General features: G+C 42.6%; 21 protein-coding genes. 14 read left to right on the forward strand and 7 right to left on the reverse strand.

Translation table 11 applies throughout. The features are described 5' to 3' along the window. The first annotated feature begins 32 nt into the window (after nt 1–32). From QO187_RS00895 to QO187_RS00905, 3 genes are read left to right on the forward strand one after another with little or no spacing between them, the layout of a single operon-like run. On the forward strand, nt 33–1,232 hold the full coding sequence (locus QO187_RS00895; protein ID WP_102094893.1) for an HlyD family secretion protein: 1,200 nt from the start codon (nt 33–35) through the stop codon (nt 1,230–1,232). A 3-nt stretch (nt 1,233–1,235) separates the two neighbouring features. After that, complete coding sequence (locus QO187_RS00900) at nt 1,236–2,543, forward strand: ABC transporter permease (protein ID WP_102094894.1); 1,308 nt, start codon at nt 1,236–1,238, stop codon at nt 2,541–2,543. Continuing rightward, complete coding sequence (locus QO187_RS00905) at nt 2,543–3,733, forward strand: ABC transporter permease (protein ID WP_102094895.1); 1,191 nt, start codon at nt 2,543–2,545, stop codon at nt 3,731–3,733. Before QO187_RS00900 ends, QO187_RS00905 begins: the two co-directional genes overlap by 1 nt. 101 nt (nt 3,734–3,834) lie before the next feature. Here QO187_RS00905 and sthA read toward each other — a convergent pair whose 3' ends face one another. From sthA to QO187_RS00920, 3 genes are all read right to left on the reverse strand, one after another. Further along, nucleotides 3,835–5,484, reverse strand: coding sequence for a Si-specific NAD(P)(+) transhydrogenase (sthA, locus tag QO187_RS00910; RefSeq protein WP_102094896.1), 1,650 nt, complete (start codon nt 5,482–5,484; stop codon nt 3,835–3,837). Nucleotides 5,485–5,584: 100 nt separating this feature from the next. Further along, on the reverse strand, nt 5,585–5,986 hold the full coding sequence (locus QO187_RS00915) for a DUF4377 domain-containing protein (RefSeq protein ID WP_101205439.1): 402 nt from the start codon (nt 5,984–5,986) through the stop codon (nt 5,585–5,587). A gap of 129 nt (nt 5,987–6,115) precedes the next feature. Further along, nucleotides 6,116–7,012, reverse strand: a complete 897-nt coding sequence (locus tag QO187_RS00920; protein ID WP_101205440.1) for a pyruvate, water dikinase regulatory protein — start codon at nt 7,010–7,012, stop codon at nt 6,116–6,118. A gap of 716 nt (nt 7,013–7,728) precedes the next feature. Here QO187_RS00920 and ppsA point away from each other — a divergent pair. The 8 genes from ppsA (at nt 7,729) to QO187_RS00960 (ending at nt 16,350) form a co-directional block, all read left to right on the forward strand. Further along, complete coding sequence (gene ppsA, locus QO187_RS00925) at nt 7,729–10,113, forward strand: phosphoenolpyruvate synthase (protein WP_102094897.1); 2,385 nt, start codon at nt 7,729–7,731, stop codon at nt 10,111–10,113. Between the two features lie 114 nt (nt 10,114–10,227). Continuing rightward, nucleotides 10,228–11,208 carry an RDD family protein gene (locus QO187_RS00930; RefSeq protein WP_102094898.1) on the forward strand — a complete coding sequence of 327 codons (981 nt, stop codon included), beginning with the start codon at nt 10,228–10,230 and terminating at the stop codon, nt 11,206–11,208. 295 nt (nt 11,209–11,503) lie between these two features. Continuing rightward, nucleotides 11,504–11,908 carry a 30S ribosomal protein S6 gene (rpsF, locus tag QO187_RS00935; protein WP_101205443.1) on the forward strand — a complete coding sequence of 135 codons (405 nt, stop codon included), beginning with the start codon at nt 11,504–11,506 and terminating at the stop codon, nt 11,906–11,908. A gap of 16 nt (nt 11,909–11,924) precedes the next feature. Further along, the gene (gene rpsR / locus QO187_RS00940) at nt 11,925–12,155 is read left to right on the forward strand and encodes a 30S ribosomal protein S18 (RefSeq protein WP_010198808.1); all 231 of its coding nucleotides are present in this window, start codon (nt 11,925–11,927) and stop codon (nt 12,153–12,155) included. Between the two features lie 20 nt (nt 12,156–12,175). Beyond that, nucleotides 12,176–12,682 (forward strand): 50S ribosomal protein L9, encoded by a 507-nt coding sequence (gene rplI, locus QO187_RS00945; RefSeq protein ID WP_102094899.1) that lies wholly within the window; start codon nt 12,176–12,178, stop codon nt 12,680–12,682. A 354-nt stretch (nt 12,683–13,036) separates the two neighbouring features. Continuing rightward, nucleotides 13,037–13,276, forward strand: coding sequence for a hypothetical protein (locus QO187_RS00950; protein WP_101205444.1), 240 nt, complete (start codon nt 13,037–13,039; stop codon nt 13,274–13,276). A 469-nt stretch (nt 13,277–13,745) separates the two neighbouring features. Next, complete coding sequence (locus QO187_RS00955) at nt 13,746–15,101, forward strand: GntP family permease (protein ID WP_102094900.1); 1,356 nt, start codon at nt 13,746–13,748, stop codon at nt 15,099–15,101. A gap of 112 nt (nt 15,102–15,213) precedes the next feature. Next, nucleotides 15,214–16,350, forward strand: coding sequence for a glycerate kinase (locus QO187_RS00960; protein ID WP_102094901.1), 1,137 nt, complete (start codon nt 15,214–15,216; stop codon nt 16,348–16,350). Nucleotides 16,351–16,461: 111 nt separating this feature from the next. Here QO187_RS00960 and QO187_RS00965 read toward each other — a convergent pair whose 3' ends face one another. Then, nucleotides 16,462–17,331, reverse strand: a complete 870-nt coding sequence (locus QO187_RS00965) for a LysR family transcriptional regulator (protein ID WP_102094902.1) — start codon at nt 17,329–17,331, stop codon at nt 16,462–16,464. Nucleotides 17,332–17,438: 107 nt separating this feature from the next. Here QO187_RS00965 and QO187_RS00970 point away from each other — a divergent pair, with 107 nt between their 5' ends. Both QO187_RS00970 and QO187_RS00975 read left to right on the forward strand, forming a co-directional pair. Continuing rightward, nucleotides 17,439–17,939: a lactoylglutathione lyase family protein gene (locus tag QO187_RS00970; protein WP_102094903.1), complete on the forward strand. Its 501-nt coding sequence runs from the start codon at nt 17,439–17,441 to the stop codon at nt 17,937–17,939. Between the two features lie 337 nt (nt 17,940–18,276). Then, nucleotides 18,277–19,089, forward strand: a complete 813-nt coding sequence (locus QO187_RS00975; protein WP_102094904.1) for an enoyl-CoA hydratase — start codon at nt 18,277–18,279, stop codon at nt 19,087–19,089. A 189-nt stretch (nt 19,090–19,278) separates the two neighbouring features. On the opposite strand, the gene QO187_RS00980 is transcribed toward QO187_RS00975, so the two are convergent. The 3 genes from QO187_RS00980 to QO187_RS00990 all read right to left on the reverse strand — a co-directional run bounded on the left by QO187_RS00980 (nt 19,279) and on the right by QO187_RS00990 (nt 23,490). After that, nucleotides 19,279–19,617 (reverse strand): RidA family protein, encoded by a 339-nt coding sequence (locus QO187_RS00980; RefSeq protein ID WP_055124581.1) that lies wholly within the window; start codon nt 19,615–19,617, stop codon nt 19,279–19,281. A 163-nt stretch (nt 19,618–19,780) separates the two neighbouring features. Further along, entirely contained in the window at nt 19,781–21,028 is a 1,248-nt protein-coding gene (locus QO187_RS00985; RefSeq protein ID WP_102094905.1) for an FAD-binding oxidoreductase, read from the reverse strand. A gap of 263 nt (nt 21,029–21,291) precedes the next feature. After that, a complete protein-coding gene (locus QO187_RS00990; RefSeq protein ID WP_102094906.1) occupies nt 21,292–23,490 on the reverse strand; it encodes an ATP-dependent helicase in 2,199 nt (732 codons plus the stop codon). A gap of 409 nt (nt 23,491–23,899) precedes the next feature. Here QO187_RS00990 and ychF point away from each other — a divergent pair, with 409 nt between their 5' ends. Further along, nucleotides 23,900–24,991, forward strand: coding sequence for a redox-regulated ATPase YchF (ychF, locus tag QO187_RS00995; protein WP_102094907.1), 1,092 nt, complete (start codon nt 23,900–23,902; stop codon nt 24,989–24,991). Nucleotides 24,992–25,079 lie beyond the last annotated feature (88 nt).

A 25,079-nucleotide genomic window follows, 5' to 3' on the forward strand; every position in this document is an offset into this window, starting at 1 on the left:
TTCAACTTTGTTGCTTTAGGAATCTCATTGTCATGACAGAATTACCACGCGAATCAGACGACTCAAATAAATCAGCTGATGCAACCGAGTCAGTGACTTCTCAAGATACACAAAACTCAGTCGATCCTGTAGAAGACGTGTCTGATATTGAACCAGAGCAACCGACACCTACTTATAATCGTAGGGCCTCTAAAACTGACAAATCTGCGCGTATGAAAAAAGCACTACTTGCCCTATTCATACTGATTGTCCTTGGTACGATTGCGTACGGCTTATACAAAAGTAATGCGCATAGCGAGCCAGAAGTTATTACGCTACAAGGGCAAATGCAAATGCAGCAAACGTCGATCGCTGCAAAAGTACCAGGGCGTATTGCTCAAATTATGGTAACAGAAGGTGATACGGTAACAGCAGGTCAGCAATTGGTTGAGATGGATTCGCCTGAGATTAATGCCAAGATTAATCAAGCACGTGCTGGTAAGCAAATCGCGCAAAGCCAATTAGACAAAGCAGAAAATGGTGCTCGCCCGCAAGAAATCGCCCAAGCAAAAGCCGCTTGGCAAGCCAATAAAGCCGCGTCTGACTTGGCAGAAAACACCTATCAACGTGTCAATCGCCTTTACGAAGAAGGGTTGATGGCGCGACAAAAGCGCGATGAGGCGTATGCTCAATATCTTGCTACTCAAGACCAAACCGAAGCAGCCCGCTTACAATATGATTTGGCGCTAGAAGGCGCACGTACTGAAGATAAGTCAGCGGCCACTGCACAAGTCGCACAGGTCGATGCAAAACTCGATGAAGCGCTAGTAGCAAAAGAGGAAGCGAACCTAAGAAGTCCTATTGCTGGTATCGTCGATAATGTCATTGTGAGTGCTGGAGAAGTCATCGGTCAAGGGGTTCCGCTCCTGACGTTGGTGGATACCACTGACCAATGGGTAGTACTTAACGTCACTGAGTCTTATTTAAATCAATTTGCTATTGGTCAGACATTTACCGGTACTATCCCAGCGCTGTCATCAGCGGATAAACCTTATACAAAACAGTTTACCGTCTATGCGACATCGACCCTATCAGACTTTGCCACTTGGCGTCCGACCAATAACGATGATGGTTTTGATGTGCGTACTTTTGAGGTAAAGGCACGACCATCTAAGCCCGATGCTCGTATCCGCTCAGGTATGAGCGTGGTCGTACGTATCAACCCTACTCCTGTCAATCAGAACCAAGAGTAAGCCATGCACTTGACTAAGTTAAGTGAGGCTTTTTTACGCAGTGCAGCCTATGAGCGCCGTTTTTTGGCAAAAAATCACTGGGACTTTAGCATGGTGGTATGGATACCACTGGCAACGGTGCTGCTAATATGGTGGATATTTTCACAGACTCAAATTACCGATTTGCCTATCGGAGTCATCGATCAAGACAACAGCGCTGTTGCCAATACTGCCGTCCGTTACTTAGAGGCCAGTCCTACTTTGACAGTCAGACAGCTGTATTACTCCCAAGCGGATGCAGAGGCTGCCATTTTACAGCGCGATATTTATGCTGTGGTCATTATCCCAGAGGATTTTTCTCGTAATATATTATCGAGCCAGCCTGCTCCGTTGACTTTACAAGTCAATGCACAGTACGGTACGCACTCTGGTATTATTCAGGCAGGTGTCCAAGCAGTCGCTAGTACATTATCCGCAGGTGTAGAGATTAAGCGATTGATCAAACAAGGCGTAGCGCCATCACAAGCGATGACGGCTTATGCGCCTATCAGTGTGCAGCGTATTAGCTTATTCAATGCTGCAACCAATTATCAGCAGTTTTTGGCATCGACCGTCATACCTGCCTTGTTACATATATTGGCAATGGTCATTGGCGCGACCACGATTGGCCGCGAGTTACGTGATAAGAATATCGGTCGCTGGTACCGTTTTATTGATACAGGCAAACCTAGTCTAACTTTATCTAAAGCCTCAAAAACGACAGCTTCGCTATCAACCAAACAAAATAGCAGCTATAACAAAGCATCATCGAATGCAAAAATGCCCAATTCGGTCAGCCTATCAGTTTTAGTATTTGGTTTATTGGGTAAATATTTTTGGCCTATACTGGCATATAGCTTGTGGTCAGCGTTGATATTGTGGCTAGCAACGTCCAATCAGAATATCAACATCATGTCTCTTATGGCAGTCTATGCTGGGTTTCTGTGCCTAATGGTATTGTCGTTTTGGCTGGGTGCTATTTTTACTTTGAATTCTTTTTCATTACGTATGGGTCTATCGACTACTGGATTTATTTCAGCGCCTTCTTACGCCTTTGCCGGTGTTACTTTTCCTTATATTGCGATTAGTGATAGCGCGCAATATTGGTCAAATGCCCTGCCGCTAACGCATTATCTCAAACTCCATATTGCACAGTTACAAATGCAAGCACCGATCGCCATATCGCTACCTATCGTCTATGGCCTCATGCTTGCAGCCATAATAGCGCTAATACTTGCGGCACTATTAACCAAACGCGCATTGGCGCATCCTGAACGTTGGGGAGCACGCTAATGTCTGCACAATCAAATAATACACACTCAAAAGCTACATCAACCGACACTCCGGCATCACACAGTTTTTGGAGCAGCTTTATTCAAACTTTCAAAGACGTCTTTGGCGATAAAGGCGTACTTTTGATGTTGATTATTGCCCCTATTATCTATGGGTTTTTCTATCCTTGGCCTTACTCGTCTGAGGTGGTCAATCATGTGCCAGTAGGTATCATTGATCATGACAACAGCAACTTATCGCGTACTCTTGTTCGCTATGCGAGTGCTAGTCCATACCTAGATACTGAACGATTTATCAATGAGCAGGCGGCCAAAGAAGCCATATGGTCAGATCAAATTGCAGGCTATATGGTGATTCCAGCTGGTCTCGAAGAACAAGTTCAGTCCGGAGAACAAGCACACGTTAGCGTACTGGGTAATGGCGGTTATTTTATTTTAAATAAAAACGTCCAATTGGGATTTTCTCAAGCAGTAGGTACGGTATCCGCAGGCATCAAGGTAAAGAAAAGCATTGCTAAGGGCGCCTATGCACCGACTGCAGCACAGAATACACAAGCTGTGCCATTACGAATTATGCCACTGTATAACCAAACCGAGGGCTATGGTGCTTATGTCGTACCTGCTGTCTCTGTTATTATTTTACAGCAGACACTTTTGATGGCGACTGCGATGCTGATTGGCACATGGTATGAGCAGCGCCGTCACAGTACGAGTGTACGTGGCTGGTTGGGACGTATTGGGGCTTTGAGCTCACTTAGTTTTATCGTTGGCTGCTTTTATTATGGGTGGGCGTTTGAGCTACATCATTATCCACGCGGACAAAACATGCTTGGTACGCTGCTATTTTTGGCACTATTTTGTCCGACAGTCGCAACGCTCGGCTGCGTGCTCGGATTATGGTTCCGGCAGCGTGAGCGCAGTATGCAAATATTAATTTTTATCTCCTTACCAATATTCTTCTTAAGCGGCTACCCTTGGCCAGCAGACCAATTGCCTCAAGTATTACAAGTAATACGTTGGCTGGTACCGACCACGCCTGCAATCAATACCTCTGTGCAGCTTAATCAAATGGGTGCCAGTGTCTCTCAAGTCGCTATAGGATATTACGCATTAGCTGGCTTATGGTTGCTCTATTTTGTTTTATTGCTATTTTTACGAAAGCGTACTCCGCAAAGAAAAGCCTATTTATAAATCCTCAAATTAATTAAATCTATGAGCATAAAAAAGCGCCTGCTACTATATTATTAATAGTGCAGGCGCTTTTTTATTTATACGATATAAATAGCGGTGGTTTAAAAGACTCGGTTCAAACCGTTCAATGCTGCCACACGATACGCTTCTGCCATCGTTGGATAGTTGAAAGTCGTATTTACAAAGTACTCAAGTGTATTGTTGCTCTTGCACTTCATCACTGCTTGACCGATATGAATAATCTCTGAAGCATGGTTACCGTAGCAATGGATACCTAGAATTTCTAACGTATCACGATGGAACAATATTTTTAATACGCCCGAACGTTCACCGATAATTTGGGCACGTGCCAGATGTTTAAAGAACGCCTGACCCACTTCATATGGGACTTTTTCATCCGTGAGCTCTTGCTCTGTCTTACCGATACAAGAGATTTCAGGAATCGTATAGATACCCGTCGGTACACTAGATACTGGCTCAGCATCACTATCACCAACCATAAATGCGGCAGCACAGCGACCTTGGTCGTAGGCAGCAGAGGCTAGTGATGGCCAACCGATTACGTCACCAGCAGCATAGATATTGTCGACGTCCGTACAGTAAGTATCATCTACTTTTAGCTGACCGCGGCCGTTTGCTTTTAACCCAATGGCTTCTAAGTTCAAGCCTTCGGTGTTACCTGAGCGACCATTTGACCAAAGAATGGCATCAGATTTGATGCGCTTGCCGCTCTTTAGGTGCAAGACTACATAATCATCATGAGTTTCTAGATGATCAATCTCTTCGTTACTACGGATAAGTACACCGAACTGTCTAAAGTCATGCGCGATGGCATCACTGATTTCGCTGTCTAAGTAATTGAGCAACTGATTTTGGTTATTGATTAGATCAACTTTGTAGCCAAGACCAGTAAAGATAGATGCATACTCACAGCCAATCACCCCTGCACCATAAATGATGATTTTTTTGACTACATAATCCATTTGCAAGATTTTGTCAGAGTCAAAAACGCGTGGATGGTTAAAGTCTAAAATCTCAGGACGGTAAGGACGACTACCGACAGTAATGATGGCTTTATTGAAAGTGATGGTTTCGTACACATTTTCATCGACTTCAATACGTAGCGTATGTGCGTCAATAAAACTTGCCCAACCTTGAATGACTTCAATACGGTTGCGCTCATAAAAACGTGTATGGGTACTGACTTGACGACGGATAACTTGACGCGCCTTGGCCAATACTTCATTTAGCGGTACTTGCTTATATTCCATCGCCTTGGTAAACATTGGATCGCGGCGGAAGTTAATCAAGTTAAATACAGATTGGCGTAGTGCTTTACTTGGAATCGTACCGACGTGAGTAGAGTTACCCCCTACTTGATCACGTGGATCGACGACGACAACTCTTTTACCAGATTTAGTCAGCTTCATAGCAGCGGCTTCACCAGCAGGCCCCGCCCCTAAAACAACGGCATCATACTCATACTCATGGTCGTCACTTTTTAGACGACGAGAGTCTTTGGTAAAGCCAGACTTAATATCGATTCGTGTGTCATCGAGCGGATTCACTAAGTCAGGATGATGCATGACATCATCAGTCACTTGCTCGTGAGTCTGCTCTATCTTTTCTTTTTTGTTCTTACCTTCGGTATGTTCAGGGCTTGGCACGTGTCCGCTAGATTTATTTGATACTTCGGTATGAATATCTTTACCAGTATCATTGGTCTCGTCGCTTGCACTTTTACTTACCATGATGTCCTCTTTATATTTATTTATCGAGTAAATGTTTGAGATATAAATGAATCAATATATAGCTGAGTTAGTATCATGTAGATAAATGAATACCGCCCTACTAAGGCATGCCCACCATACGTTGTGACAATATGTTTTGCAATGTCCAATGACCAGTGGCGCTCTGTTGCCCTTCATCAATCTGTGGGCGGGCGCTAATAATGTACTCTGTACCAAGGGTTGGTTTGAAGTCATCGATCCAGTCGTAAGGAATCTGAAACACGCTACCGTCTTTAGATTTAGCAAGCAGGCACTGCATTGGCAGTTCTGAGGCACAGGCCACACGGTTTGGCATGACGGTCAGTGTCTGTGCTTCACCCAATACGATACTTGGAATATAGCGCGGCTCAGGTACTGGATCCTTTGCAAATGGTGATGTTTGACAAGCACTCAGTAAAGTCGCTGCACTGATTAAACCTGCCAGCAACAACGATGGCTTTATAGATTGATAGGCTGAAATCATAATATTCTCTATATGATAATTATCTAGGATGAAATGATGTATGTTTATTAGTGTTTTTTGCGCATTTATTAAAGCTGCCTGAACACTTATTAATACCGATTGAACAGATACTGTTTAAGCTGACATTCATTATCCAATACGGCGTTTGAGACCTGTCATCTGCAAAATACGCGTGGCAATCTCTTCAACAGACATCTCTGATACATCTAAGCTTGGGATACCGTGCGTGATATAAATACCCTGAATCGCGCGCTGCTCTTGCTGGCATTGCTGATAGCTAGAATAACGACTGCCTGCACGGCGCTCTTGACGGATTTTTACTAAGCGATCAGTATCGATGAGCAAACCAAACAGCTTGTCTTTGTGCTCACGTAATGCTTTTGGCAACTGATTGTCGTACAAGTCATCTTCGGTTAAAGGATAGTTAGCCGCTCGAATACCGAATTGTAATGCTAAGTATAAAGAAGTCGGCGTCTTACCAGAGCGCGACACACCCACCAAAATAATATCGGCTGCATTATAGTGACGAGTACGCGCACCATCGTCATTGTCTAACGCAAAATGCACTGCATCGATACGCTCTTTATAAGTTTCAGAATCGACATCATCATGTGCATGCCCTGAATGACCATCTGGCTCTACGCCAGTCTCTTCTGCAACACGGCCAATCAAACCTTCATACATATCTAAGTTACAGCTATGTGCTGAGTTGATCTTTTCACGAATCTCAGGATTAACGATCGTATCGAACACTAATGGCAACGACCCATCGCGCTGATAGGCCATATTGATTTGTTCAACCGCATCTTCTGCACGCTCTAAGCTATCGACGTATGGCAATACTCTTGTTTCAAAGGGAACTGAGGCAAACTGACTCAAAATAGCGCGTCCAAGTGTCTCAGCCGTAATCGCTGTGCCATCTGAGATAAAAAACGCCGTTCTAATCGCCTGTGAGCTGTCCAAGTTTAGCGCATGGCGATTTTGGATAGTGGACTTAACTTGTTCAGATGGATTGCTTGAGTACATATCGTTGACACCTCGGTTGAAAACTCAATAATGACCTTCATTTAGTTTTTGGTATAGATCTTAGTAATAATTCAGACTTGGTAAATGTTTAGCAGTTATTGACTATTAATAGCATTACTTTGACTATCATTAATAGTGTGGCTTTTACTTAGATTTTTACAGTTACCTTTATAACTCGTATAACTAAGTTTTATAACCGCCTTCTTAAAACGAGCCTTTTTCAGTACCTATACTGCACATTTACCATGCAATGTGCATCAACTATCTATGCGCTACATTATACGCATATTAGCCTCTTAATAGAAATCAATGTTACAGGCGTATACTTAGCACCAACATTGTTTTTTATCTCATTGTCATAGCTAATTCACCTTTCATTGAGGTATTTTTTTATGCTTCTTCTATTATGCTTTGTTTATACAGATACATAAGATTGAAACATAAATGATGGAAATACTCTAAATATGGCTTATTTGAATGCATCTATTTTATGTAGTAATTGGCTGTTGAAAGCGCATAACATCATCACTAACAATGATATTTTTCATCTGAGTAAATAAGAAACTTGATTGGACTGGCCCTAATTTATGTAGCAAACCCCACAATTTGTATATTTTTAACAAGTTTTTTGGTGAAAACCCTCGAAATTGTCCTAATATGGCGGTATAATTCACCGTTATAATCTTTACTAAATAACCTTATTTTCTGGAGTTATCATGGCAGCGCAATCTACAGCACTTGTAATCAATCTTGATCAGCTAGGAAAAGACGACATCGAAATGGTTGGTGGTAAGAACGCTTCGCTTGGCGAAATGATCAGCCATCTTTCTGATTTAGGCGTTAGTGTTCCAGGCGGCTTTGCCACCACTTCAAATGCATTCAACCGCTTTTTGACTGAAACCGGCTTGCTTGACAAAATCAACAATGAACTAAAAACATTAGATGTTGATGATGTAAAAAAACTTGCAGAAACTGGTAAAAAGATTCGTACTTGGATTATTGAGCAAGAACTGCCAAAAGATCTTGAGCAAAAAGTACGTCAATCATTTGAAACCATGAGTGGCGGCGAAGACATCGCTGTTGCTGTACGTTCTTCTGCTACTGCTGAAGATTTGCCAGATGCGTCATTTGCCGGTCAACAAGAAACCTTCTTGAACATTCGCGGTATTGATAACGTCCTAATTGCTATTAAAGAAGTATTTGCCTCTCTATACAACGACCGTGCAATCTCTTACCGTGTACACAAAGGTTTTGAGCACGAAGGCGTTGCACTATCTGCTGCCGTACAGCGTATGGTACGTTCAGAGACTGGTGCTGCTGGTGTTATGTTCACGCTAGATACCGAAAGTGGCTTTGATCAAGTGGTATTCATCACCTCAAGCTACGGCCTAGGTGAAATGGTTGTACAGGGTGCAGTTAACCCAGATGAGTTCTATATCTCTAAAAAATTACTAGCCAATGGCAAACCGTCAGTTATTCGTCGTAACCTAGGTAGCAAGCATAAGAAAATGGTTTATGGTGATGAAGGTAGTACCGCTAAATCAGTTAAAACTGTCGACGTTGAAAAACAAGATCGTATGCAGTTCTCTCTATCTACTGAAGAGCTAACCTCACTTGCCAAACAAGCGGTAACGATCGAACAGCATTATGGCCAAGCGATGGACATCGAGTGGGCAAAAGACGGCGATACTAACGAAATCTTTATCGTTCAAGCACGTCCTGAGACTGTTAAGAGCCGTCAAGACAGCAACGTAATGGAGCGTTATGTCATCGACACGACTGGCGCAAAAGTATTATGTGAAGGTCGTTCAATCGGTCAGCGTATCGGTTCAGGTAAAGTGCGTATCGTTAGCAACCTAAACGAGATGGACAAAGTAGAAGAAGGCGACGTACTCGTATCAGACATGACTGATCCGGATTGGGAACCAGTTATGAAGCGCGCTTCTGCTATCATCACCAACCGTGGTGGTCGTACCTGTCACGCTGCTATTATCGCGCGTGAGCTAGGTGTGCCAGCTATCGTTGGTTGTGGTAACGCAACTGAGCTATTGGTTGATGGTCAAGACGTAACTGCTTCTTGTGCTGAAGGCGACACTGGTTTCATCTACGAAAGCCAGATTGATTTTGAAGTACAGACTAACTCTGTTGAATCTATGCCAGAGCTAGCATTCAAAGTGATGATGAACGTTGGTAACCCAGATCGCGCATTCTCATTTACCCAAATGCCAAACGAAGGTATTGGTCTTGCACGTCTAGAGTTCATCATCAACCGTATGATTGGTGTGCATCCAAAAGCCTTGCTAAACATGAACAGCTTGCCACGTGAAATTGCGCAAGCAATCCAAGAGCGTATCGCAGGCTATGCATCACCTGTTGACTTCTATGTTGATAAATTGGTCGAAGGTATCTCAACGCTAGCTGTTGCCTTTATGGATCAGCCTGTTATCGTTCGTATGTCAGATTTCAAATCAAACGAATACGCTAACCTGCTTGGTGGTAAGCTGTACGAGCCATCAGAAGAGAACCCAATGCTTGGTTTCCGCGGCGCTAGCCGTTATGTGTCTGATAACTTCCGTGACTGTTTTGAGCTTGAGTGTAAAGCGCTAAAACGTGTTCGTGATGAGATGGGCTTGACCAACGTTGAGATTATGATTCCATTCGTCCGCACCACTGGCGAAGCGGCACAAGTGATCGAATTACTTGAGAAAAATGGTCTAAAACGTGGCGAGAATGGTCTACGCGTCATCATGATGTGTGAACTACCAACCAACGCCTTATTAGCAGAAGAATTCCTAGAGTACTTTGATGGTTTCTCAATCGGTTCTAACGATTTGACTCAGTTAACGCTTGGTCTTGACCGTGATTCAGGTATCGTCTCACATCTATTTGATGAGCGTGATCCTGCTGTTAAGAAACTATTATCTATGGCTATCGAAGCCTGCCGTAAACAAAACAAATACGTCGGCATCTGTGGTCAAGGTCCATCAGACCATCCAGATCTAGCGTTCTGGCTAATGGAGCAAGGTATCAGCTCAGTGTCATTGAACCCTGACTCAGTATTAGATACTTGGTTCTTCTTAGCTGGTGAAGAAGCGAAGTAAACCGCTACGTTTAGTCACAGCGGTCATTCACACAGTCATTAAAGATACCACTATTAGGGTCTATTTGATTTTTTCAAATAGACCCTAATATAATGTCCTAAGACATGACTAACTATGCAGGCAATTATGCAGATTTTCCTTGCTCGAAATAACGTACAAGCTGGCCCATATCAGTTGGAGCAGCTGAACATCATGCTGGCATCTGGCGAAGTATTGCTTGATGATTTGATGTGGCATGAAGGCTTAGCTCAGTGGCAGCGCGTAGGTGATCTTACCAATAACCAAACGGTGTATCGCCCGACCAGTGCTAACACGCCTGAAGTAAACGACTCTATCATCAATAACGTGACCGTCTTCCCTGAAGGTACCAATAAAGCGAAAGATGATAAGTCAGTATCGTTAGACAGACTATATGGCAAGCCTGAACGTCCTAAAAACGTGAAAGCTGACATGACGACCAATCGTCATCAAACGCCGCACAACAATGTTTCATTAAACAAGTCTACTCTCAAAAAGGCTGTTGCAGACAATGATAAAGTCGTCGGCAACGTGGTACTTGCGCCAATCATGTCACGCGTATTGGCGACTGCATTGAATGGCCTACTTTATATATTGGCTATACTGCCGCTAGTAATGGCATTGACTAAGATGGATGTGGACTATACCAAGTTCCAAAACATTCAAGACATGGACGCCGCCTATCAATATTCAATGACGCTCATGGAAAGTCTTCCTAGTAGCACATTGATGATGTCACAGGTGATGGTCTTTGGGCTATTTGCCTTACAATTGGTATTTATTACCATGCGTGGTCAATCGCTAGGCAAGCTGATCACTGGTATTCGTGTTGTAGATCAAACCACGCATCGACTGCCTTCGTTCATTAAATTGATCGGTACACGTACGTTATTGTTATTTATTATCTATAACTTACTGTTTTCGTTTACCAGCTTTTTAGGCTTTGTGATTATTGCTATCCATTATTACATGGCATCTAAAAGCCCTGAAAACATTGGTTGGCATGACAAACTTGCCAAAACCTTAGTGGTCAAAGCAGACAGTAGCCAATTGGTAAAAAAATCAAAACCTGAATGAATAACAGTATTTTAATTTAGTTATTGGTTTTATAGCTCGTTATACTTAAAAAAGCTGCGTACTATCGCGGCTTTTTTATTTAGCAAAGCTTATTTAGCCTCTTTTTATATTTTATTGGCAGTAGCTTGGTGATTAACCTTTGTGTTAGTTGCCGAGTACTGTTATAATACGGCGCTTTATAAACTAAGCTTATTCTTGATTGTTTTTTATAAAATATGACTAGAATTGGGCTTACCTTATAAATCTCCTTGCTATTAACATAGGGTTAATAGCTACTAATCCGTAAGGAGTCATAATGCGACATTACGAACTGGTGTTACTTGTACACCCAGACCAAAGCGACCAAGTGGTCGGCATGGTTGAGCGCTACATCAAGTTAGTTCAAGACAACAACGGTGTTATCCATCGTCTAGAAGATTGGGGCCGTCGTCAACTGGCTTATCCAATCAACAAGATTCACAAAGCTCATTACGTTCTTTTCAACATTGAAACTGACGGTGAAACTTTAGCTGAACTTGAAGAATTATTCCGTTATAACGACGCGATCATTCGTAGTCTAGTTATGCGCCGTGACGAAGCTGTCACTGAAGAGTCGCAGTTAGCCAAGAATGCCGATGAAAAACGCGCACGCAAAGCAACTACTCGTCGTCCAGACAATCGTGAAAACGATAATGACGACAACGACAACAGTGAAGACTAATTAAAGGAGAATACTCATGGCACGTTTCTATCGCCGTCGCAAATTCTGCCGTTTCACTGCTGAAGGCATCACTCACATCGACTATAAAGATGTTGAATTGCTAAAACAGTACATTAGTGATAATGGTAAAATCGTACCAAGCCGTATTACTGGTACATCTACTAAATATCAGCGTCAATTAGCGACTGCTATCAAGCAAGCTCGTTACTTATCGCTACTTCCATACACTGATAACCATCAAGGTTAACCGCTAACTAGGAATGACTCATGCAAATTATTTTGTTACAGCGTATCGTCAACCTTGGTAAACTCGGTGAAACTGTCGATGTAAAACCAGGTTACGGACGTAACTTTCTTATCCCTCAGGGCAAAGCGTTACCTGCGACTAAAGCTAACATCGAAAAGTTCGAAGCACGTCGTGCTGAACTTGAAGCTGAAGAAGCAAAAGAGATCGCTGTTGCTCAAGAGCGTGCTGATGCATTGACTGACGTTAATGTTATCATGCGTGCTAAATCAGGTGACGAAGGCAAGCTATTCGGCTCTATCGGTACTCGCGATATCGCTGAAGCATTGACTAACTCAGGTCTAGAAGTAGACCGTGCTGAAATCAAGCTACCTGAAGGCACTCTACGTCAAGTTGGCGAATACAATGTTGATATTCAGCTACACCATGACGTTACTGCTAGCATCTTAGTTACTATTCTTTCTGAAGATGGTAACAACGAAGATTCAGCTGAAGAAGAAGCTGCTGAAGAAGACTATTCTGAAGAGTAATCTTCTATATAGTTAGACTCAGTCTGCAAAAAGCCAGCAACTTAGGTTGCTGGCTTTTTTACGTGCGTCCTTTTTGACATTAGAGTTTATATATTTAGACAATTTATAACGCTAACTTGCACTCCTTTATCTCGACAAATTAGGATTTTATATATTCCTAAACAGCTTAGGATTCTCAAAAAATCTATTGCTATGATAGCGGTGTTATCTATGCAATATTGTAGTAACTAAATGCAACAATTGCCTTAAAAACGCTATACCAAACAACAAGATACTGCCTATATAATCATCTTTATTACTATTAGCAGAATTGATAATCTACTGCTATCTAATGTACTAATTGGGCGCAAGAATATGAAAGAAAATCATAACATTCATACCAATGACAAGCTTATCTGTACTCAAGGTAATGCATACTACTCCGAAGGTGAGGTGTATACAGTTGGCAGAATAGTCAATGACAAATACTTTCAGCTGCTGACCAGTGGCAATGATGATCATTGGTATGCCACGTTGGATGATCAAGGCATTTACGTCAGCTTTGATACTGCAACTGCTACCAATAACAAAGCTTTTTTTGATAAGATTGCCTAACTGTCAATCAGGGCACTCCTTAGAATACCTATTCTAAAAATAATCATTACTCAGGTAGGTAAATATTGTTTAGACAAAAACTGGTCATTATAGATGGCCAGTTTTTTTTGGTTTGAAGTATTAGCAATTGCTAGTTATACAAGTATTTCCACACACGTCTTCGACGTTTTCTTACTGATTTCCGTCATTTTAAAATTAAGTATCTCTCAATTTTTTGTCAACAGCGCCAACTATTTAACGAATCTATTTCCTAGCGGCGTCTATTTGCTATAAAATATGCCCCTTTAAAATTTCGTATCGTTAGTGATGCAGATAGTTGGTCCAATATCGTTTAAATGTAGATATGGTAAAAGCACTTACAAGCACTACGCAAAGTAGAATTAGCAAGCTATATACCGTGTTTAATCTCGATATAATTGGCTGTATTGCATTGGTAATCGATTAAGATATAAACCATATTGAGACAGTGATGATTGTATTTTGGCTTGTGCTGACCATTCTTTTTATTATTTTCGCTACCGCAAAATTAAAGTGGCATCCTTTTTTAGTATTAATCTTGTCCGCTTTCTTGGTTGCGCTATTTTATCAAGTACCACTTAACACGGTCGCCAAAACGATCTCTGATGGTTTCGGTGGTATCTTAGGCTATATCGGTCTTGTGATTGTATTTGGTACGATTATTGGCTTAATCCTTGAAAAAACGGGTGCTGCTATCGTAATGGCAGAGTCAGTTATCAAAGTATTGGGGCCACGCTTCCCTACTTTGACCATGTCTATCGTCGGTGCAGTCGTTTCTATACCTGTATTTTGTGATTCTGGCTATATTATCTTGAACTCTCTAAAAGAGTCTTTGGCTGAGCGCCTACATGTATCAAGTGTCGCGATGAGTATTGCTTTGGCCACTGGTCTATACGCTACCCATACCTTTGTCCCGCCTACGCCAGGCCCAATCGCAGCGGCAGGTAACTTAGGTCTAGAGTCAAACTTAGGCTTGGTCATTATGGTCGGTGTGGTGGTGACAGCAGTTGCTGTACTGGCTGGTTGGTGGTGGTCTAATCGCTTTCTTAACGCTACTCCTGATAATATCAATGCGGTAGATGCTCCAGCAGCAATGCCTGAAGGAATGAAAACTCGTGATGATTACAGTCACTTGCCTTCAGCGACAATGGCTTTCCTACCGATTATCGTTCCTATCATATTAATCTGCCTGTCTTCGGTTGCTAATTTCCCAAGCGCACCATTTGGCAGTAGCATGGTAGCGGAGATTTTGATATTCATTGGTAACCCATTGACTGCGTTACTTATCGGTTTATTCTTATCATTTTTCTTAATTAAATCAAGCAAAAAAACGCAAGAAATCAGCGATAGTATCTCGCAAGGTTTGGTAGTAGCTGCCCCTATCCTATTGATCACTGGTGCTGGTGGCGCGTTTGGTGCGATGCTAAAAGTTACGCCGATCGGTGACTACCTAGGTTCGACGCTATCTGCTTTGGGTTTAGGTATCTTCATGCCATTTATCGTCTCTGCTGCGCTAAAAACAGCACAAGGCTCAACCACAGTCGCATTGGTTACTACTTCTGCTATGGTTGCCCCACTATTGAGTCAGATCGGCCTAGACAGTGAGCTTGGACGCGTGTTCTGCGTGATGGCAATTGGTGCTGGTGCCATGACCATCTCACATGCCAATGACAGCTTCTTTTGGATTGTTAGCCAGTTTAGTCGTATGAGCGTGGCACAAGCGTACAAAGCTCATTCAATGGCCACTGGTATCCAAGGTGTGACTAGCATCGTATTTATCTGGTTGTTGACCCTAGTATTTATCTAGTTCATGAGATTGGGTATTTATACAGACGTTTATTTGATTATTACTAAGTAAACGTTTTAAAACATGACACTATCGCAATGATCGTGTCATTAAGATATTCAAAGAGAGCCGTATGAAAATTTTGATCGCCCCTGACTCGTTTAAAGAAAGTTTAGAAGCACTGGACGTGTGCCACGCCATTCAATCTGGTTTTAGCCAAGTGTTTCCAGATGCTGACTATAAGCTGTTGCCAATGGCCGATGGCGGTGAAGGTACCTCTGCGGTATTGTCTTATGTATTGGGCGGGCGCTGGAAAGAAGTCAGAGTACATGACCCATTGATGAGACCGATTATGGCAAAGTATCTGTTATTGCCTGACGCGACCGCTGTTATCGAAGTGGCTCAAGCGTGCGGATTGCATCTACTGACAGCTGATGAGCGTAATCCCGTTATTGCGAGTAGTTATGGTGTTGGGGAGCTGATCGAAGATGCGTTAGAAGAAGGTGCTAAGCGTATCGTTATTGGTCTAGGTGGTAGCGCAACCAATGATGCAGGCCTTGGCATGCTAATGGCGTTGGGCATAACATTTCATGACATCAATGATAGCTTGCTCACTCATGGGGGCGGCGCACTTGCCAGCCTACATAAGCTCGATAATACTAGCCTGCATGCAAAGATATCAGACACGGTATTTGAAGTTGCTTGTGATGTGACCAATCCATTATGCGGTCTGCTGGGTGCAAGTGCAGTATTTGGCCCACAAAAAGGCGCTTGTCCAGAGCAGGTTAATACTTTGGACAAGGCACTTAGTCACTTTGCTACTATATGTGGACAGCAGGGCTATGAAGACTGTCAATATGTTGAAGGTGCTGGCGCGGCAGGCGGTCTTGGCTATGCGATGATGACTTTCTTTCAAGCTCAGCTAAAGTCAGGCTTTGATACGGTTGCCGAAGTGGCTCACCTGTCACAGTATATCGCAGAGACAGATCTTGTCATCACTGGTGAAGGCAAGCTCGATGCGCAAACAGCCATGGGTAAAGTGGCAGGCGGTATCAGCCAAATCGCTAAGGCTAGCCGTACACCTGTCATCGCTATCTGCGGCAGCGTCGATGGACTAAAACCTGCCCAGACCAGTCAGTTCGATGTAGTTATGCCGAGTATCCAAAAAGTAGACACGATTGATAACGTGTTAGGCTCTGCTTATAACAATATTGAAACTACTGCTGCTAATATCGCTGCAAGTATCAAACTTGGGCAGACTTTAAAATAGACGCAATCTTTCATAGTCGCAATCTACCAATAAACCTCTTCTGTTAAACGCACAGCTATTGAACTTTTGATTAACCCTTCGTTAGCTGTGCATTTATCATTCTCAACATATCTATAGCCATTTTTTTACTTCATCAATGACCGTCTGCATTCTATTAGAGAGTGCCTGCTGTCTTCTGACTGCCAGATATAGCGTTTCGCTAACGGCAACTGGTAAATGATGACTGTTAATCAGTTCAGGCTTTGGATAAGCAGCCACGGCATGTGCTGGCAAAACAGTAAAACCTATTCCCCTGCTGACGGGCTCTAAGATTAACCCTATCTGATTCGAAAATCCTTTTTTCTCAAAGTCATTGATATGCTGAAATTGCTCATAATTGGCAGTCAGTAGCATGCCTGCATGATGGGCACCATCTGGATGATCGATAAATCCAAGTTCGATAAGCTGCTCCCAGCTAGGCTCTACTGTAGCCGCAGGGGTTACTAGTATCAATGCTTCTTGTGCCATAGGCCTGCAGCTAACTGTTTCATCGTCTGAGATATCCGTCATAAAGCCAATATCAATCTCGTGATTTGCCAGTGCCCGCTCTATATCAGAATTTGGAGCAAAACGATAATCAATCACTAGTTTTGGGTGCTGCTGCTGTAAAGACAAAAGCTGCGAATATAGTTTAAGTCCCACACTACCCGGTGACATCAACCGTACCAATCCTTCGTAAGGTGGATCTTCACCGATGCGCTGTTCTAAATTTGATAATCGCTGCAATATCTCGCCTGCTTCTTTATAAAGCTGCTCACCTGCATTGGTCAATGAAAACTGCTTTCCTTGACGAATCAACAAGTCCGTATCTAGTTGCTCTTCTAACTTACTTATGTGTTGGCTCACACCAGACTGCGTCATATATAGACGTTCAGCTGTGCGGGTAAAGTGCCCAACTTCAGCAAGCGTGCAAAAGGTGCGTAACCATGTGATATTTATCATTACTTTTCATAATTATTTATATAATATTTGATAATTTTACATAATGAATATGCGTTTGTATACTGGCCTCACGTTAAACAAGAATACAGCAAACAGGAGCACAAACTATGAACAACGTTTATCCAAGAAGCTTTTCGCACATCGGTCTGTCAGTACCTGACTTAGATGCCGCCGTAAAATTTTATACTGAGGTGATGGGGTGGTACACCATCATGGAACCAACTGAGATTATCGAAGATGATAGCCCGATCGGTGAGATGTGTACTGAAGTATTCGGTGCTGGTTGGGGCAGCTTTCGTATCGCTCACCTATCTACTGGTGACCGTATCGGTGTTGAGATTTTTGAATTCAAAAATCAAGAAAACCCTGAAAACAACTTTGAATACTGGAAAACTGGCATCTTCCACTTTTGTGTTCAAGATCCAAACGTTGAAGAACTGGCTGAGCGTATGGTTGCAGCAGGCGGTAAAAAGCGTATGGAAAAACCACGTTACTACTACCCTGGTGAAAAGCCATATCGCATGATTTATATGGAAGACCCGTTTGGTAACATTGTTGAAATTTATAGCCATAGCTACGAGCTTATCTATAGCGAAGGCGCATACTAGGTTCAGTATAAATACAGCTTAGTATAAATTTAAGTTAGTATAGAGTTAGCTTATAGTCAAGTCTATATAAATCCGCTACAGCGTCATCCTCGCTAAGCATACTAATGTATAACTTGCACTCGGTTTCCTTGTATCGAAATTATATTGAACTGACTATATATCTGACTGAAAAACCAATAGCGTACTCATCATCTGAGTGCGCTATTTTTTTCGTGCGCTTTCTATGTGCTCCATCTATTGTATAGAATATGAGCCATGCTACTATTTAAAACGCTTGATATAAATTCATAGATAGCAGCATTTGCCAAATCAAACAATCGATTATCAAGGATGATAAATGACTCAATCTGACATTACTCTAGACCTAGACGACCTTTTGGTTATTAGAGAAGACACTAAAGACAGTGGCGTCGTCACGCTCGCCTTAAACCAACCCAAGCAATTCAATGCGTTGTCCGTTGAAGTACTGTCTGCCATGCAAGCAGAGCTGGACAATATCGCTCAAGACGATACGATCAGAGTTGTGGTTATTCAAGCGACGGGCAAGGCGTTCTGTGCGGGTCATAATCTAAAACAAATGCGCGCACACGACGATGAAGCATTTCACCGCGCTCTATTTCAGCAATGTAGCAAAATGATGCTTACCATCAACCGTATGCCGCAAGTCGTCATTGCAAAAGTACAAGGCATTGCTACCGCTGCAGGATGTCAGCTGGTCGCCGCTTGTGACTTGGCCGTTGCCGCTGATAATGCAAAATTTGCCACTTCTGGGATAAACGTTGGACTTTTCTGCTCCACGCCTGCCGTTGCTGTCAGCCGTAATCTACCTCGTAAGCAAGCGTTTGAAATGCTAATCACAGGTGAATTTATCGATGCGCATACTGCCTTGCAATATGGCTTGATCAATCGAGTCGCACCAGCAGAGCAACTCGATCAAACACTACAGTCACTGATAACAGCAATCACTGCCAAGTCTCCGGTGGCAGTAAAAACTGGCAAAGATATGTTTTATAAGCAGCTGGGTATGAGCGTTGAAGATGCTTATGACTATGCCAGTGAAGTAATGACGGGCAATATGATGGCAGACGATGTGGGTGAAGGGATTGATGCATTTATTGAGAAACGCCAAGCGGTATGGAAAGGGTGCTAATTCCTATAATACTAATCATTGTATTACTTAGCTAACGTCATACAGAATATGCTTGGTTTATAAAACGAGCATTTTCCTTTTCGATAATTAAACTTGCTTATTGCCAAGCATAAAAAAGGCCACGATATCGCTATCATGGCCTTTATTATTTCTATTTAATACAGGTACTATAGGTACTATGAGCAGTCTTTACTCAGCAGCGATAGCGATCATCTCAACCAATAGCTCAGGACGTGCTAAAGCTGACTCACCACAAGCGCGAGCTGGTGGCTGAATACCTTCAAACCACTGGTCATAGACTTCATTCATGGCAGCAAAGTCAGCCATGTCTTTGATCCAAACTGTTACTGATAGTAGCTTTGATTTGTCACTGCCTACCTCTTCTAGCAACGTTTGGATTTTTTCTAGACAAGTCAATGTTTGCGCTTTGATATCGTCTTCTGCATTACCTACCTGACCACACAAATAGATAGTTTGGTTATGGATTACGGTTTTGCTCATACGTTGATTGCTGTGTAGTTTCTTAATCATGTCTATACCTTTCATTTATTAATTTAAGTCTGTGCTAATTACAGTCAATCCACTATAAAAGCGTTACAGCGTTAACCTCGCTTGAAGTATGACATATACATCTGCACTCGGTTGCCTTGTACCGCTCTTAAACTGGACCAACTATATATCAGATGCGCGCTTAGTTAGAAAAACGCTGGGCACTAAATGGTGCAAGATCGACCAATGTAGGTTTATCGTGAATCATCTCTTCAATCAGACGACCTGTCATTGGCCCTAAGGTAAAGCCTTGATGACTGTGACCAAATGCGAACCATAGTTTGTCATGCTTGTCAGCAGGACCGATTACTGGCTTCATATCAGGCATACAAGGACGAGAGCCCGCCCATGCTTCACTCTCAACCGCATCTTCTAATGGCAAGATTTTTTTAGCAAGCTTCAATACGGTTTTTAACTGACCAAAGTTCTTTGGCGCATTCATCGTGGTCATCTCAGCACCAGTGGTGATACGGATACCCTGCTGCATTGGCCCCATCACAAAGCCTTTGTCCATATCAAACATACTGTGATTGATGGTGTTCTTTTCTGTCACTTTGAAATGCTGATGATAGCCGCGCATTGGGAACAATGGCAAGTTATAGCCAAGTGGTCTGATCAAATCATTAGACCATGGGCCTGCTGCGATAACCAATTTGTCACTATAGTAGGTATCGTTATCAGTGATAACTTTCCAGCCTTCGCCATCTTGAACGATTTCTTTTACATCATTTTCTTTGATCGTACCCTGCATGTCTTGGAAGTTTTTTGCATAAGCTTTCACGAGTGAGCTTGGGTTTGATACTTGCCATGAATTTAACCAATGAATCGCACCAACGAAACCTTCAAAATTGGCACGAGGCTCCATTGCTTTTAGCTCTTCAAGGTTCAGTACGTTATGCTCAACACCTTGGTTACGCGCATCAATGGCTGATGCTTGTGCTTCTTTGAATGTCTCTTCTGAGCGATGTAGCTGTAACCAACCATCACGAGTAATGAGCTCATCAGCACCAGAAGCGCTAATCATGGTTTGGTGCTCACTGGTGCAATGCTCAATCAACGTCTGCCACTCTGACTCGATTTTTTTGACAGACGCTGGGGTCGAATATTTCCAGTATTGCAGTAGCGCTTGATGATAACGCAGAATGGCTGGAATACGATAACGAATATCAGTACCTTGGTTCGGCAATACTCGGATCATCTCTGTCAGCTGACGAGGAAAAGGATGCGTATGAATCGCTTCGCGCTGAATCAAACCGGCATTACCATATGAGGTCTCTGACCCTGGCAATTTCTTGTCTAAGAGTAATACATTTGAGTTATTTTTTTGTAGATGCCACGCGATTGACGTGCCAACCATACCTGCACCGATAACGATAACTTCATAGCGCATAACCTATCCTTTTCTTAGGGTGTTAATACAGAGTATCAAATATAAGGGTCTAACCAAATTAGGTGGTAATAGTAACGCATTAGGATAAATTTGAAACCCTTATCTGAGAAATATTTTTACTATTAAATACTTTTGGCTATACCTTTATTTGCAGGTCATTTTCAAAAGGAATAGTTGGCGTATGAAGCCATGATTTGGTGATAAATACAAGACAATATTATCTGACATTTGAAGCAAAAACATTCGTCAATGACAATGAAAAATCACCACCACATTGGATCATCGTTATCTATGACAGGCAGCTTGGTTGTTTCGACTGTTACTTCATCAGCAGATAGCTCCGCGATAAAGCGTGAGGCCATGTCAAAGTATCCAGAATAGCTGGAAAAATAATTCGGCGCGGTCAAATATAACTGCGTCTTTGCACGACTACAGGCCACATAAAACAGCTTGCGCTCTTCTTCTAATGCTTCAAAGTCATCCAGCGAGCGATGATGCGGCGTAATGCCATCGACCAACGAGTTAACGAATACCACTGGCCACTCAAGCCCCTTAGCACTATGAATGGTTGAGATCGTGACTTTATCATTACTTTGTCCATCGTCAGAGCTTCCCATGACCGCGACAGAATCATTAGGTGGGTCGAGCGCGAGATTTTCTAAAAAGCTATCGAGGCTCGTGTGCTCTGTCGCTAAATTCTTTAGCACGCGAAAGTCTTCGGTACGCTCACGCCAATTGTCTTCAATCAGCTTCAAGACTGGAATATAAAACTCAAGAATATGCTCAATGGCTGTCTCGACCGTCTCTGCTTGCTGTGCATTGGTGAGCGTGTGGTATAGAGGCTTTAGCTGATCGCTTTTTTTGGCAAACGGCGCTGCTAGTAACGGCTCAAACGCATTATTGTCAGCAGTAATGGCTTGGGTCAACCGTGTCGCGGTGACTGCGCCTACTCCTTTGAACAAGGTCAAGATGCGGTGCCAAGCAATCGTATCATTTGGATTATAGAGGATTTTGACAAATGCTAACACGTCTTTGATGTGGCGTCTTTCAATGAACTTAATACCGCCTACCACGATAAAGGGAATATTGCGCGCCATAAATTCTAGCTGCACATAGTTGGACTGGAAAGACGTGCGGCATAATACAGCAAAGTCGTTGTAGTCATACTCTGGCTTTAGCGTGATGATCTTGTCAGTTATATAGCTGGCTTCTTTTGTCTCGTCGCTGAGTCGTCGGAATATTGGCTTCTCCCCTTCTATCGGTGCGTCAGAGTAAAGCTGCTTTTGATAGCCTAGCGTGATTTGTGCTGACAACGCATTGATATATGTTAAAACTGACGGCGAGCTACGATAATTTTGTTCAAGCTTGATAAGTTTGGCATTGGGATATGTCTCACCAAAGAGCAAAATATTTTCGTAATTGGCGCCGCGAAAGGCGTAGATGCTTTGATTGTCATCGCCAACGACCATTAGCGATACTGACTCAGGCTCACATATTAAGTCAATTAGCTGCTTTTGCGGAATATTGGTGTCTTGATATTCGTCAACCATAATGTAACGATATTGGCTTTGCAGCAGCTGTCGAAAGGTGTCATTGGTTTTTAAATGACGCACTACTTGGCTAATTATGTCATCAAAATCATATAAGTGATTGGCGCGCTTATACTCATGAAAATCGATTGCCAATTGCTCGATGATAGGAATGTGTACCGCAATATCAGGATAATTAGTCTCTATTAAATCACGAATATGAATCCGTCTGTTTCTAGACGTCGATATGATATTTTGCAGCGTTTTTTTGCGCGGGAAGGCTTGGGTTTTGGTTTGGGCAGGGTACTTTTTTTCTTTGTGTACCAAGTCAATAGCATCCTCACTATCGCCAGTATCTAAAATCGTAAATCGTGGATTGATACCGAGCAGGCCCGAGTATTGACGCAGCAGCATATTGCAAAATGAGTGAAAGGTGCCACTGGTGATACTGTTTAAGGCCTTGTCGGTTGGCAGCTTATCTTCAGCCAATGCATCATCAGATAGCTCTTGATTTGAAGGACTACTTGCCAGCAAAGATTTAGCGCGATCTTTGATTTCATTTGCCGCTTTGCGCGTAAAGGTCAGTAATAATATCTCTTTAGGCGACACGCCATTTTCTAATAGATAACTGGTACGGTAAGTCAAGGTTTTGGTTTTTCCCGATCCTGCCCCCGCAATCACCAATACTTTACCTTCGATAGTAGTGGCAGCCATGAGCTGATCGGGATTGAGCTCACTGGCATAATCTACTTTTAATCCTAAATAACTATCCAATCTTTGCGTCAACAACTTCGTGTTTGCTTGATCATTAGCATCAATGAGGTTTGCCTCTAACTTTTTGATGGCCTGCTCAAGTCGAGACAGTTTAGGCTTCATCTCAAGGAAGTTTTGCGGGTATTTATAGTGGCGTGTGTCAAAAATCGAGGTTGTCATTGTCTAAAATTGCCTTACATTTTATTTTGGCGATATTATCAGCGTATGTCTGACTGTTTATAACTTTAGAATAAGTATGATTTGCTAAAAGTAGCAGAATATATGTGCTGAATTTACGTGAACTTTAAGCCCTTATCTGTGCGTGACAGTTTACCATATTAAAAAATAGGGTTTATCAGCCCACATAAGCTATGTGTCACTCCTATTGATTCGCCTTGTTCATTTTCAAGCCTCAAATATGACCTACTTTTATCATAAAGCTGCGTATTATCATCGAGTAAAAACCTGAGCATATACCGTAACAACCTCACCCCTATTCAGGTAAATTTGCTACAATGTGCCCAATTTTGATTTATCATTTAACCAAACTTTATACCAACTGATTTTATTAATACATTGAGAGAATGTTATGGGTTTTAATTGCGGCATCGTCGGCCTACCAAACGTGGGCAAATCCACCTTGTTTAATGCGTTGACCAAAGCGGGTATCGCCGCTGAAAACTTTCCATTTTGTACCAAAGATCCCAACACGGGTATCGTGCCAGTACCAGACCCACGCCTAAAGCAACTGGCTGATATCGTCAATCCTGAACGCGTATTACCAACGACGATGGAGTTTGTCGATATCGCAGGTTTGGTTGCAGGGGCATCGAAAGGCGAAGGCATGGGTAACCAGTTCCTAGCGAACATCCGTGAGACCGATGCAATTGCTCACGTTGTACGCTGTTTCGATGATGACAACGTCGTACACGTTGATGGCCGCGTTAGCCCGATTGATGATATCGAAACCATCAACACTGAACTGGCACTTGCAGATTTAGAAGCTGTTGAACGTGCGGTATTTAACTTGACCAAAAAAGCAAAAGGCGGCGATAAAGACGCTGGTGCCATGCTTGATGTGTTCAAAAAGATTGAGCCATTACTAGCAGAAGGCAAAGCGGCTCGTGCTGCTAACCTAGACGCTGATGAGAAAAAACTGATCAGAAGCTATGGTTTAATCACGCTAAAGCCGACCATGTATATCGCTAACGTCTCTGAAGATGGTTTTGAAAACAACCCATATCTTGACGCTGTTCGTGACTATGCCACTGGTGAAGACTCTATCGTAATCGCGCTATGCAATCAGATCGAATCTGAAATTGCACAGCTCGATGAAGATGATAAAAAAGACTTCCTAGCTGAAATGGACATGGAAGAAGCCGGTCTTGACCAAGTAATCCGTGGTGGCTATGACTTACTTGATATGCAGACTTACTTTACCGCTGGCGTAAAAGAAGTACGTGCTTGGACTGTCGCTATTGGTGCGACAGCGCCGCAAGCAGCTGGCGTAATTCATACTGATTTTGAGCGCGGATTCATTCGTGCTGAGGTCATTGCCTATGACGACTTTATCGAATACAACGGTGAAAAAGGCGCTGCTGCTGCTGGTAAATCGCGTTTAGAAGGTAAAACTTACATCGTGCAAGATGGCGACGTGATGCACTTTAGATTTAACGTGTAACTTTAAATAGTATAGCTTGTTTAAAGTTAATTAGCCGATGTTGGATATTCTCCATCATCGGCTTTATTTTGTCATTATATTGTTATAT

Origin of the sequence: Psychrobacter sp. Arc9, from assembly GCF_041431295.1 — a bacterium.
Lineage (GTDB): Bacteria > Pseudomonadota > Gammaproteobacteria > Pseudomonadales > Moraxellaceae > Psychrobacter.